Origin of the sequence: Actinomadura sp. NPDC048955 (genome assembly GCF_040649435.1) — a bacterium.
Lineage (GTDB): Bacteria > Actinomycetota > Actinomycetes > Streptosporangiales > Streptosporangiaceae > Spirillospora > Spirillospora luteofluorescens.
In genome coordinates, this window is sequence record NZ_JBEZJI010000025.1 from 67,602 (window position 1) to 80,255 (window position 12,654).

9 protein-coding genes are annotated in these 12,654 nt (G+C 74.5%); 5 read left to right on the forward strand and 4 right to left on the reverse strand.

The window, feature by feature from the left end:
- Nucleotides 1-91 precede the first annotated feature (91 nt).
- The 5 genes from AB0C84_RS23610 to AB0C84_RS23630 all read left to right on the forward strand — a co-directional run bounded on the left by AB0C84_RS23610 (nucleotide 92) and on the right by AB0C84_RS23630 (nucleotide 8,494).
- A complete protein-coding gene (locus AB0C84_RS23610) occupies nucleotides 92-532 on the forward strand; it encodes a heme-binding protein (protein ID WP_361069984.1) in 441 nt (146 codons plus the stop codon).
- A 156-nt stretch (nucleotides 533-688) separates the two neighbouring features.
- Nucleotides 689-3,814 carry an ATP-dependent DNA helicase gene (locus tag AB0C84_RS23615; RefSeq protein ID WP_179843681.1) on the forward strand — a complete coding sequence of 1,042 codons (3,126 nt, stop codon included), beginning with the start codon at nucleotides 689-691 and terminating at the stop codon, nucleotides 3,812-3,814.
- 19 nt (nucleotides 3,815-3,833) lie between these two features.
- The gene (locus AB0C84_RS23620; protein WP_361069988.1) at nucleotides 3,834-7,277 is read left to right on the forward strand and encodes an ATP-dependent DNA helicase; all 3,444 of its coding nucleotides are present in this window, start codon (nucleotides 3,834-3,836) and stop codon (nucleotides 7,275-7,277) included.
- 74 nt (nucleotides 7,278-7,351) lie between these two features.
- A complete protein-coding gene (locus AB0C84_RS23625) occupies nucleotides 7,352-8,131 on the forward strand; it encodes a methyltransferase domain-containing protein (protein ID WP_361069991.1) in 780 nt (259 codons plus the stop codon).
- A 54-nt stretch (nucleotides 8,132-8,185) separates the two neighbouring features.
- The gene (locus tag AB0C84_RS23630; RefSeq protein ID WP_179843679.1) at nucleotides 8,186-8,494 is read left to right on the forward strand and encodes a hypothetical protein; all 309 of its coding nucleotides are present in this window, start codon (nucleotides 8,186-8,188) and stop codon (nucleotides 8,492-8,494) included.
- A gap of 53 nt (nucleotides 8,495-8,547) precedes the next feature.
- Here AB0C84_RS23630 and AB0C84_RS23635 read toward each other — a convergent pair whose 3' ends face one another.
- From AB0C84_RS23635 to AB0C84_RS23650, 4 genes are all read right to left on the reverse strand, one after another.
- Nucleotides 8,548-10,140 (reverse strand): AMP-binding protein, encoded by a 1,593-nt coding sequence (locus tag AB0C84_RS23635; protein WP_361070095.1) that lies wholly within the window; start codon nucleotides 10,138-10,140, stop codon nucleotides 8,548-8,550.
- A gap of 135 nt (nucleotides 10,141-10,275) precedes the next feature.
- A complete protein-coding gene (locus AB0C84_RS23640; RefSeq protein WP_361069995.1) occupies nucleotides 10,276-11,202 on the reverse strand; it encodes a MerR family transcriptional regulator in 927 nt (308 codons plus the stop codon).
- Nucleotides 11,203-11,235: 33 nt separating this feature from the next.
- Complete coding sequence (locus tag AB0C84_RS23645) at nucleotides 11,236-12,144, reverse strand: pyridoxamine 5'-phosphate oxidase family protein (RefSeq protein ID WP_361069998.1); 909 nt, start codon at nucleotides 12,142-12,144, stop codon at nucleotides 11,236-11,238.
- Between the two features lie 29 nt (nucleotides 12,145-12,173).
- Nucleotides 12,174-12,635: a VOC family protein gene (locus tag AB0C84_RS23650; RefSeq protein ID WP_361070001.1), complete on the reverse strand. Its 462-nt coding sequence runs from the start codon at nucleotides 12,633-12,635 to the stop codon at nucleotides 12,174-12,176.
- Between the last annotated feature and the right edge of the window lie 19 nt (nucleotides 12,636-12,654).

Consider the following 12,654-nt stretch of genomic DNA (forward strand, 5'->3'; position numbering starts at 1 on the left):
GAGGTACGTGGCGGACGGCGTGACCTGGAGAAACCGTCCCTCACATCCTGCTTTACCGACCTGAATAGGGCAATACCCCTCTGGAGGCCCCGTGCACACCGTCCACCGGCTCACCCTGGAAGACGCCCTCGTCATGCTCACCGCCGCCGAGGAGGAGGCGCGCCGCATCGGCGTCAAGCAGACGATCTGCATCGCCGACGACGGCGCCCACCCGATCGCGGTCCACCGCATGACGGGCGCCCGCCTCACCGGCGTGGACATCGCCATCGCCAAGGCGTTCACGGCCGCCGGCCACCAGCGCGACACCCACAAGTTCAACGAGCCGCCCCACGGCCCCGCCCTCCCCGGCAACGAGGCGTTCGGCATCGACCGGATGCACCCCGGCAAGTTCGCGATCTTCGTGGGCGGCTTCCCCATCGTCCACGAGGGCGAGGTCGTCGGCGCCGTGGGCGTCAGCGGCGGCAACGGCGACCAGGACAAGGCCGTGGGCGCCGCCGCCCTCCGCGCCTTCAAGGAGAAGGTCGCGGTGTAGCCCGGCCCGCCGACGGCGGAGCGGTGGCCGGTCTCTCACGACACTCTGGTGCGTTGTGGTCGGAGGAGGCCCGCCGATCTGTTCCAATGAACTGTTGTGCCTTCTGCGTCCTACCGTCTCGTGCGACGCGCGGGTCCCGCGCGGAGCGTCCCGCCTGTGCTCGACGAGCAGCAGCGGCGGGTGGTCGAGCATGCCGGCGGGCCGATGCTGGTGCTGGCGGGGCCGGGCACCGGGAAGACGACGACGATCGTGGAGGCGGTCGTCGACCGTATCGAGAACCGCGGCGTCGACCCCGAGCGGGTGCTCGTCCTGACGTTCAGCCGCAAGGCGGCGGGGGAGCTGCGCGAGCGCATCACCGGCCGCCTGCACCGGACGACGCGGACGCCGCTGGCGCTCACCTTCCACGGCTACGCGTACGCGCTGATCCGGCGGGACGCCGTGCTGAACGAGGAACCGGCCCCGCGGCTGCTGTCCGGCCCGGAGCAGCTGCTGGAGGTGCGGCGGCTGCTGGAGGGCGAGCTCGCGGACGGCGCCCGCGACTGGCCCGAGCGGCTGAGGGCCGCCCTGGCGACGCGCGGGTTCGCCGAGGAGCTGCGCGACTTCGCCCTGCGCGCGGTCGAGCGGCAGTACGCCGCCGAAGACCTCGCCGCTCTCGGACGCGTGCGGGGCCGCGACGACTGGGCCGCCATCGGCGGGTTCATGGAGCGGTACGTGGACCGGTTCCTGCTCGACCCCGTCCCCACCTACGACTACGGCGAGCTGATCCACCTGGCCGCGGGCATGCTCGCGGACGAGGAGGTGCGGATCCGGGAGCGCGACGCCTACGACGCGGTGTTCGTGGACGAGTACCAGGACACCGACCCCGCGCAGGAGGCCCTCCTGCACCACCTCGCGGGCGAGGGGCGCGACCTGGTCGTGGTCGGCGACCCGGACCAGTCGATCTACGGGTTCCGGGGCGCCGACGTGCGCGGCATCCAGGAGTTCCCGGCCCGCTTCCCGACCTTGGGCGGCGACCCGGCGCCCGTGGTGGCGCTGCGGACGTGCCGCCGGATGGGGCCCGAGATCCTCACCGCGTCGCGCCGCGTCGCGCGGCGGCTGCCCGCCGGGTCGGCGGGCGCCGCCGAGCACCGCGCGCTGCGGCCGGTGGAGGAGCTGGACGAGGGCGAGGTGCGCGCGGTCATCGCCGACTCCGAGAGCCAGGAGTCCGCGCTGGTGGCCGACGAGCTGCGCCGCGCGCACCTGCTCGACGGCGTGCCCTGGTCGCGGATGGCGGTCCTGGTGCGCAGCGCCGTGCGGCAGGTCCCGGTGCTGCGGCGGGCGCTGGCCCAGGCCGGAGTGCCGGTGGTCGTCGCCGGTGACGAGGTGCCGCTGGTGGGGGAGCCCGCCGTCCGGCCGTTCCTCGTCCTGCTGCGGGCGGCGCTGAAGAAGGGCTTCCTGGACGAGGTCGTGGCCGAGGACCTCCTGACCGGGCCGCTGGGCGGCGCCGACGCGCTCGCGATGCGCCGCCTCAAGCGCGCTCTGCGCGACCTCGAGGAGCTGTCGGGCGGGCCGCGAGAAGAGGCTCGCCCGCTGGGCGATCTCCTGGTCGCGGCGGTGAACGACCCCCGCGAGCTGGTGCTGGTCAACGAGAGGGTCCGCGCGCCCGCCGAGCGGATCGCGAACCTGATCGAGGTGGCGCGGCGCAGCGTGCACGACGGCGGCACCGCCGAGGACGTGCTGTGGGCCGTGTGGCAGGAGAGCGGCCAGGCCGACGTGCTGCTGGAGCAGAGCGTCAAGGGCGGGACGCGCGGCGCGGCGGCCGACCGCGACCTCGACGCCGTGGTGGCGCTGTTCGACCACGCCGCGCGGTTCGTGGACCGGCTTCCCCAGGCGGGGCCCGAGCTGTTCGTCGACAACATCGCCTCCCAGGAGATCGCCGGTGACACGCTGGCCGAGCAGGCGCCCGAGGGCGAGGCGGTCCGGATCCTCACCGCGCACCGCTCCAAGGGCCTGGAGTGGGACGTGGTCGTCGTCGCGGGCGTCCAGGAGGGCGTCTGGCCCGACGTCCGGCTGCGCGGGTCGCTGCTCGGCGTCGAGGAGCTGATCGAGCACGCGGCCGGCGCCGAGCCCGACGGGGACGCCGCCGCCGGGGCCTCGATGGCCGCCAAGATGCTCGACGAGGAGCGGCGCCTGTTCTACGTGGCGGTCACGCGCGCCCGCAGGCGGCTCGTGGTGACGGCCGTCGGCGGCGACGACACCGAGGAGAGGCCGTCCCGCTTCCTGAACGAGCTGCTCCCCGGCGCGATCGAGCAGTCCCAGCTGGACGAGAAGACCCGCTGGCTGTCGCTGTCGGCGCTGGTGGCCGACCTGCGCTCGGTCGTCGGCGACCCGGCCCGCCCGGAGCCGCTGCGGCGGGCGGCGGCCGGGCACCTGGCCCGCCTGGCGCGCGCGGGCGTGCGCGGCGCGAGGCCGGAGAACTGGTACGCCATCACCGCCCTGTCGGACGGCGGGCCCGCGTTCGCCGAGGACGAGCCCATCGCGATCTCGCCGTCCCAGGTCGAGGCGTTCACCACGTGCGGGCTGCGCTGGCTGCTCGCCTCGGCGGTCGGCGCCCAGGAGGGCGGGCCCAACGAGTACAGCACGATGGGCAAGGTGGTCCACGCCGTCGCCGAGATGGCGGGCGCGGACGACGGCGTCGACGAGGTGCACGTCGCGCGGCGCCTCGACGAGATCTGGAAGGACCTGGAGTTCCGCAGCTCGTGGTACTCGGAGAAGCAGCGCGAGCAGGCCGCGACGATGGTCGACAAGTTCCTCGCCTGGCACCGCGACAACCCCAACGAGGTCGTCGCGCTGGAGGAGTCGTTCAAGGTCGACCTCGGCCGCGTCGTCATCAAGGGCCGCATCGACCGCGCCGAACGCGACGAGCAGGGCCGCGCCGTCATCATCGACATCAAGACCTCCACGACCGCCGTCCCGAAGGACGACCTCGCCCGGCATCCGCAGCTCGGCGTGTACCAGTACGCGGTGATGCTCGGCGCGTTCGAGCGGCACGGGCTGATCGAGCCGGGCGGCGCGAAGCTGATCCAGGTCGGCAAGGCCGCGTTCACGGCGAAGGCGCGCGAGCAGGAGCAGCCCCCGCCCGCCGAGGACGCCGACCCCGAGTGGCCGAAGAAGCTCGTCGAGATCGTCGCCACGGGGATGGCCGGCGACGTCTTCCAGGCCAGGGCGAACGACAAGTGTCGCACCTGTCCCGTACGCTCCTGCTGCCCCGTCCATGACGAGGGCGGGCAGGTGGGTGACTGACTAGCTCGGGGGGAGCGAGGTGATCACGCCGGGAGAACTGGCCCGGCTGCTGGAGATCCCGGCGCCGACGGAGGAGCAGGCCCGGGTGATCGAGGCGCCGATGGCGCCGATGGCGGTGATCGCCGGCGCCGGGTCGGGCAAGAGCGAGACGATGGCCGCGCGGGTGGTGTGGCTGGTCGCGAACGGCTTCGTCCGGCCGGAGCGCGTCCTCGGGCTCACCTTCACCCGCAAGGCCGCCGCCGAGCTCGGCGCGCGCGTGCGCAAGCGGCTCGACAGGCTCCGCGAGGTCCTGCCGGGCGACGAGCTCGAACGGCTGGGCGGCGAGGCCCTGTTCGACGGCGAGCCGATGGTGTCCACGTACCACTCGTACGCGGCGCGGCTCTTCGGCGACCACGCCCTGCGCGAGGCGCTCGAACCGACGATGCGGCTGATCTCGCCGGCCGTCGCCTGGCAGATCTGCTCGCGGGTGGTCGACGCCTACCACGGCCCCATGGACCGGATCGAATGGCAGCCCGACACCGTCACCAAGGCCGTCATGGAGCTGTCCGGCGACCTGTCGGAGCATCTGCGCACGGCCGAGGACGTCCGCAAGGTCGGCGCGTGGCTCGACGAGCGGCTCGCCGTGGTGAAGAAGCCGCTCAAGGCGCAGCGCGACATCCTGGCCAAGCACGCCGTCCGCGAGCAGCTGATGCCGCTCATCGATGCGTACGGGCGCGCCAAGGCCGACCGCGAGGTCATCGACCACGGCGACCAGATGGCCCTGGCGGCCCGCATCGCCTACAAGCACCCCGAGGTCGGGATGATCGAGCGGTCCCGGTTCTCGGTCGTCCTGCTGGACGAGTACCAGGACACCAGCCAGGCGCAGCTCGTCCTGCTCAAGTCGCTGTTCGCGGGCGGGCATCCCGTGACGGCCGTCGGCGACCCGTGCCAGTCCATCTACGGGTGGCGCGGCGCGAGCGCCGGGAACCTGCTGCGGTTCGCCTACGACTTCCCCTCGCAGCCGGCGGCGGCCCCCGGGGGGCGCCCCGTGGCGGCGCCGGTCGTCCAGCTCAGCCGGTCGTTCCGCAACGGCGAGCAGATCCTGGAGGCGGCGGCCAGGGTGCAGGAGGAGCTGCGCGCCGAGACGCAGGCCGTTCCCCGCCTCGTCCCGGGCGCCGGGCGCGAGGGGCGCGGGCGCGTCGAGTGCGCCCTGTTCCCCACCGTCGAGGACGAGGCCGACCGCATCGCCGCGCGCATCGCCGGGCTCATGGCCTCCGACCCCGGCACCGCCCCGGACGGCGGCCCCCAGACCGAGCCGCTCCACTACTCCGACGTGGCCGTCCTCGCCCGGAAGCGGTCGCAGTTCCCGCTGATCAGGCGGGCCCTGGAGGCGCGCGGCATCCCGGTCGAGGTGGTCGGGCTCGGCGGCCTCCTCACCGTCCCCGAGGTGCAGGACGTCGTCGCCACGCTGCGCGTCATGCACGACCCGACCGCCGGCGCGTCCCTCGCCCGGCTGCTCACCGGCCCGCGCTGGCGCCTCGGCCCCCGCGACCTCGTCGCCCTCGGCCGCCGCGCCCGTGCCCTGGCCCAGGAGTCGGCCCGCGACATCACCCGCCCCGACCCCGACGCCGCACCGCAGGAGGGCCCCGGCCCCGAGCCCGGCGGAGGGCTCGCCCCCGCGTCCGGCAGCGTGCCGACCGCCGCGTCCGAGCCCGCGTCCGACGTCGCCCCCGGCGAGGGGGAGGCCGGGGACGATCCGCTGCGGCAGCTCGTCAGCGAGCTGAACCAGGAGACCGGCAGCCTCGTCGACGCGCTCGACGACCTCGGCGCCCCCGACGCGTTCTCGCCCGAGGGGTACGGGCGCCTGCGCCGCCTCCGCGACGAGCTGCGCGTCCTGCGCGGCCAGGTCGGGCTGCCGCTGCCCGACCTCGTCAACGAGGCCGAGCGCGCGCTCGGCCTCGACATCGAGGTCGCGGCGCGGTCCGGGCTCGACCCCGTCACCGCCCGCGCCGACCTCGACGCGTTCATCGACGCGGCCGCCACGTTCGCGGGCGACGCCGAGGACCCGACGCTCGGCGCGTTCCTCGCCTACCTCAAGGCCGCCGAGACCGAGGAGTTCGGGCTGGAGGCCGGGCGGGTCGGGGAGACCGACAGCGTCAAGCTCCTCACCGTGCACGCCTCCAAGGGGCTGGAATGGCCGGTCGTCGTCGTCCCCGGCCTGGCGTTCACGCCGCAGAAGAACGGCTCCCCCGCCAAGGGGTCGATCTTCCCTTCGCCGCCGCAGAACGCCACCCGCTGGACGGCGACCCCGCGCGTCCTGCCGTTCATGCTGCGCGGCGACCGCGCCGACCTGCCCGCGCTCACCGGGCTGGAGAAGGACGACCTCTCCGCGTTCGACCAGGCGTGCTCCGAGCGCGACCTGCGGGAGGAGCGGCGGCTCGCCTACGTCGCGGTCACCCGCGCGTCCAGCCTGCTGATCACCACCGGCTACTGGTGGGGGTCCTCGGGGCGCCCGCTCGGCCCGTCGCCGTTCCTGGAGGAGGTGCGGGCGGTCTGCCTCGCGGGGGCCGGGTCCGTCGCCGCGTGGGCCGACCCGCCGGAGGAGGGCGCCGCCAACCCGCTGCTCGCCGATCCGGAGGAGGCGCAGTGGCCCGCCGCGCCGGGCGAGCGCGGCCGCTCCGACGTGTCGGCGCGGGCGCGCTACGAGGCGGTCGTCGAGGGGGCCCGCATGGTCGAGGACGAGATGGCCGGGCGCACCCGCCACTGGGCCGGGAACAGCGGCCTGTCCGACGCCGACCGGGGACGCATGACGGCGTGGGCGCGCGACGTCGAGCTGCTGCTCGCCGAGCGCGACCGGGGCCGCGGGGGCGACGGCCTGCTCGTCGAGCTGCCCGCGCACCTGTCGGTGTCGTCGCTGGTGTCGCTGGCGCGCGACCCGGCGGCGCTCGCGCGGCAGATCCGCCGCCCCATGCCGCGCCCGCCCGCCCCCTACGCGCGGCGCGGCACCGCGTTCCACGCCTGGCTGGAGGGCCGCTGGGGGCAGCAGCGCCTCCTCGACCCCGACGAGCTGCCCGGCGCCGCCGACGAGGGCGCCGCCGACGACGCGCACCTGGCGACGCTGCGCGAGCGCTTCGAGCGGTCGGAGTGGGCGGCGCGCGAGCCGCTCGACGTCGAGGTGCCGTTCGAGACCATCATCGGCGACCGGCTGGTCCGGGGCCGGATGGACGCCGTGTTCCGGTCCCGGGACGGCGGATACGAGGTCGTCGACTGGAAGACCGGCTCCCCGCCGCGCGGCGAGGAGGCCCGGTTCGCCGCCGTGCAGCTCGCCGCGTACCGGCTGGCATGGGCCCAGCTCGCCGGGGTGGCGGTCGAGCAGGTCAGCGCCGCGTTCCACTACGTCTCCGCCGAGGTCACCGTCCGTCCCGCCGACCTGCTCGACGCGGCCGGGCTCGCCGCGCTGCTGGACGGCGTCCCCGCCGCCTGAGCGTTTCGCCGCCGCCCCCCTGTTCACCGTGCGTGGTTTCGGGGATGATCCGGGCAACCATCCGAGGAGGCGGCGTGTCGGTGACCCATGACGAGAAGGTGGTACGGGAGTTCTCCAAGCAGGCGGCCGGGTTCTCCGACCCGAGGCTGAACACGGCGTTCACCCGCCACCTGGACCGGCTCGTCCGGTTCATGGACCCCGAGCTCGATCTGGAGGACGTCGTCCTGGAGGTCGCCGCCGGGACAGGCATCGTGTCCCGCGCGATCGCCCGCCGCGTCCGGCACGTGACGGCGCTCGACATCACGCCCGCGATGCTCGCCGAAGGCAAGCGCGACGCCGACCACGCCGGCCTCACCAACGTCACCTTCGCGCACGGCGACGCCACCGCCCTGCCCTACCTCGACCGTTCGTTCACGCTCGTCGTCACCCGCTTCTCGCTGCACCAGGTCGCCGACCCCGGGGCCGTCGTGAAGGAGATGGCCCGGGTCAGCCGGCCCGGCGCCGCGCTGATCATCGCCGACCTGGTCCGGCCCGAGGGCCTGGACGGCGACCCCGACCGGATCGAGCGCCTCCGCGACCCCTCGCACGGCGAGGCCCTCACCGAGGCGCGGATCACCGAACTCGTCACGGCGGCGGGCGCGACGGTGAAGCGCGCCGATCGGTTCGACCTCGGCCGCCCGCTGGACCCGTGGCTGGAGTTCTCGCACACCCCCTCGGAGGCCGCGGCGCGGATCAGGCGGGAGCTGGAGGACGAGCTGGCGGGGGGACCGGCCACCGGCATGCGCCCGAGCATGGTCGACGGCGCCCTGCACTTCACGCACTCCTACCTCTTCCAGCAGGCCATCGTCGGATAACGTTTTCGAGCAAACTTTCGACGCGTGTGACGCGTGTGGTCTATGTTGTCGAACATGGGTTCTAGCACCGTGCGCTCCCTCGATCGCGAGCCCGCCGCGCTGGCGATGCGCATCGGCGTGGTCGCGGCCGAGGCCGCCCTCGCCACCTTCGCCCGCAACCTCGACCTGGACGACCTGGCCGACGGCGTCGACTTCCAGGGCGCCATCGGGCCCGCCGAATGGCCGGTGTTCTCCCTGGTCATCGACACCCTCGCCGAGGCCGGGCCGGGCGACCGCCGGACGCTGGACGAGCGCCGCGCCGACGCCCTCAACGACCTCGCCCGCATCTGCATGGCGGCCAAGCGGCGCGCCGGCGCCGCCTGACCCTCGGGACGGGGTGCGCCCGGGACCTCGCGGCCCTGGGCCCGGGCGTTCCCTCAACGGTCGCCGGGAGCCCGCCGCCTGACCTTGCCGGTGCTGGTGCGGGGCAGTTCGCGGACGAACCGGATGTCCCGCGGGACCTTGTACCGGGCCAGGTGCGCGCGCACGTACTCCTTGAGGTCGTCCTCGGTGACGGCCGCCCCCTCGTGCCTGACGACGTGCGCGGCGAGCCGCTGCCCGAACCTCTCGTCGTCCACCCCGGTCACCGACGCCTCCGCGACGTCCGGGTGGCCGCCGAGCAGGTTCTCCACCTCCCCGGGGAACACGTTCTCCCCACCCGAGACGATCATGTCGTCGGCGCGGCGGTCGATGAACAGCCGTCCCGCCGCGTCGAAGTGCCCGAGGTCGCCGGTGCCGGTCAGCCCGCCGCGCACCCGCCTGCCGCCGCCCCCGGTGTAGCCGGCGAACCGCAGGCCGCCGCCGGTGTGGACCTCCCCGGTCTCGCCCGCGGGCAGCTCGCGCCCGTCCCGCCCGAGCACCTTAATCGTGAGCCGGAAGGACGGCCGGCCGACCGTCCCGGGCGCGGCCCGCAGGTCCTCGGGCGTGGCGATCGTGGCCCACCCGGTCTCGGTCGCGCCGTACACGTTGACGAGCACGTCGCCGAACGCGTCCATGAACGCCTCGGACAGGTGCGGGTGCAGGGCGGCCCCGCCGCACACGACCGCCCGCAGCGCCGGCGTCGGCGGCGCGTCCTGCACGTCCAGGATGCGCTGGAGCATCACCGGCACCGCCACGAGCGCCTCCGCCCCGGTGTCCGCGATCGTCTCCAGCGTCCGCCGCGGGTCGAAGCGGCGGGACAGCACGAGCGGCGCCCCCATGGCGAGCCCGACCGTCGTGTACGCGAAGCCGAGCAGGTGGAAGAGCGGTGGCCCGACGACCATCGGCGCGCCCGACCGGACGGGAACGCGCATCAGATGACTCAGGGCCGCGGGCAGCAGCGAGGACGCGGACAGATCGTGCCGCGCCCCCTTGGGCGTGCCGGTCGTCCCGGACGTCATGAGGACCACCCGGCCGGCCCGCCCGGGCTTGACGGGTTCGGCGGCGGTCTCCGCGATCAGCGAGTCGATCGTCGCGCCTCCCTCCTCGGCCCAGGCGAGCACCCGTTGCCCGTCGAACCCCGACTCCTCGACGGCCGGGGCGAACTCCTCGTCGTGAACGAGCAGCTCGATCCCTTCGCGTTCGAGGACCTGCCCCAGCTGCCTGCCGGAGAAGTCGGTGTTCAGCAGCACGACGTCATTGCCGAGCCGCGACGCCCCGAGGACCGTTTCGACGAACCCGCGGTGGTTGCGGCACAGGACTCCGACCTTCCCGTCCCCCAACCGGCCGCCGAGCGCCGTGGCCAGCGACGCCGCCCGCCGTTCGAGTTCCGCGTAGGACAGCTCCCCGCGCTCGTCGATCAGGGCCGTCCGCTCGGGGAACCGCAGCGCAGCCATGGCGCCGAGCGTCGCGGGCACGGGCCCGAACCGCACGTACGGGAACAGCAGCCGAACCGCCCGATCAGGCCGGACGGGCCGCACCACTCCGGAGTCCCGCACCGCCCGGGCCGCCCTGACCCCCGCCTCCGCAGCACCCCGCACCCGCTCAAGCACCAGCAAGCCACTCCTCCGATGACCCGACGCCGTCCGCCCCCGGCATACCCGCCTTTCCTCCAGGCAAAGGCACCATCTGCCAACGGCCAACGTGCTCCCTCGGACGCGCCGCCGTCCAACCGCGGCGGGGCCCGGTCAGGAGGCGGTGAGGGCGGTGAGGAACCAGTCGATCTCGTCGCGGGGGTGGTCGGGCGGGGCCCAGCCGTTGACGGTCGACAGCAGGGTCAGGTAGCGCTCGCGGCGCGGGTCGTTGGCGCCGGTCAGGTAGGCGGCCAGGCGGGCGCGCAGGGCGGGGGTGTCGGGGCGGTCCTGGAACTCCGCGTAGGCGGCGACGACCGCGGTGACGGCCTCGGCCGCCTCCGGCGAGTCGGGGGCGACACCTGCGGCGAGCAGCGGGCGGGCCGTCTCGGTGACGCGCGCGACGGCGTGTTTGCGCGGCGGGCCCTTGGGGCGGCGGGCGGCCTCGGCGGTGTGGTCGTTGAACAGGTCCCGCATCAGGGTGCGGAAATCGGGGTCGCGGGTGAGTTCGGCCAGTTCCACCCAGGCCGCCAGCTGCTCCGAGGTGGGGTCCTCGGGCAGTTCGGGGGCCAGGGACCGGTGCAGGACGCGGGGCATCGGGCCGGTCTCGGGGGCGCCGAAGGAGCTGGTGAGGAAGTCGCCGACGAGGTCGCCGCGCTCGGCGGCGGACAGACGGGCGAGCCGGTGCATCAGTTCCATCTCCTCGGGGTCGCTGCCGCGCCGGGCGGCGATGGTCAGGACCGCGTGCCGGAGCCGCAGCATCCGCATCTGGACGGCCACGGCCTCGGCGTGGGCGGCGGCCGCCTCGGCGGCCGGCACCTCGCGGTCAACGATCTTCTGGACGGTGGCCAGGTCGATCCCCAGCTCGCGCAGCGTCCGCACCAGGCCCAGCCGGGCCACGGCGTCGGACCCGTAGCGCCGGTGCCCCGACGCGGTCCTGCGCGCCGGGACGATCCCGCGTTCGGTGTAGAACCGCACGGCCTTCACGCTGATCCCGGCGCTCCGGGCGAGTTCGCCGATGGAGTAGGTCGCTTCACCGTCCATGGCCTCAGCGTGGCATCTCCCCTCAGGGGAGATTCAAGTGAGGTCCACGGGCGGGTTGAAGCGGGACGGGACGGGGTCGCTCCAGCGCAGCGGGACGGCTCCGGCGATCTCGACGACGCCGGTGACGGTGAACTCGACCAGCCGTTCGGCGCCCGGCACCGCGGCGGCGTGCGCGGGGTCCCAGTCGGTGCGCGCGGTGCCGGTGAGGTGGAGCACGCCGCCGGTGCGCCAGTCGCAGAAGAGCAGTCCGGCCCGGGGCTGGACCTCCAGGTTGCCCAGCGTGTTGAACATGGCGTTGCCGATGTAGTCGGGCCACCGCAGCACGGTCGGCGACACCACGTCCACGAATCCGGGCGCGCCGCCGCGGTGGGAGGCGTCGGCGTCGCCGTCCAGGTCGGCGGTGGCGATGAAGAAGGTGTCGGCGCCGCCGATCCACCGCTGCTGGTCGCCGGTCAGAACGCTGGACGGGCGCGGCGGGGACGGTGCGGCCGGTTCCCACCGCGGCTGCCGCTTCTGGATGTACTTGGGGCAGTTGGCGTACACCTGGTCGAGATCGACGCGCAGGCCGTGCCCGGCCGGGACGGCGCGGCCGTTCATCCGCATCCGGCGGTGCCGGGCGGGTTCGATGGCCAGCATGCCGACCGGTGCCGGGCGCGTGAGCCGGTCGTGCAGCGGATCGCCGGGTCCGGGTCGGGCGCCGATCGCGAGGGTGCGGTCGTCCTCGGCGTGCAGGAAGCCGGGCCGCCCGGTGACGAGGGTGGCCCACAGGCGTCCCCGGTCGTCGGCGGCGCCCAGCACCAGCATCGGCTGCTGGAGCAGGAACCTGCGCGCCACCTCGGGGATCTCCGCGCGGACGGCGCGGGAGGAGAACGCGCCCTGGTCCAGCAGGCCGGCGCGCCGCTGGGCGGCTCGTTCGCCTTGGTGGTAGACGTCGGCCGCCACAGCGGCCTCCTTTCGACGTGCCGGTGGGGTCAGAAGAATCCGCAGGTGGGGGCAGCCCCGCTGGGTGCGGGGGCGGTGTCGGCGCCGGCCGGCGCGTAGATCTCCAGGCGGGTCCCGTCCGGGTCGGTGAAGAAGATGCCGCCGGAGGAGACGCCCTCGCCGTGCGGGACGACGCCGTCGTGGGCGAACGTGGCGTCCAGTTCACGCAGCACCTGTTCGGCGGCCTTCACCTCCTCGATCGACTCGACCTGGAAGGACAGGTGGTGCAGGCCCGCCGAGCGGGTCGCGAACACGGTGTCGCTCTGCTCCCACAGGGTCAGCACCAGCCGCCCGTCCCGGCCGAGGAAGGCCCAGCGGCGGCCGGGCTCGTGGCCCTCGGCCTGCACCTCGAACCCGAACACCCGCAGGTAGAAGGGCAGGGAACGATCCAAGTCGTTCACGTTCAGCCCCACGTGCCCCGTCTGCAGGGCCTTGATCGCGACCGTCTCCATGGCACTCCTCACGAACCCG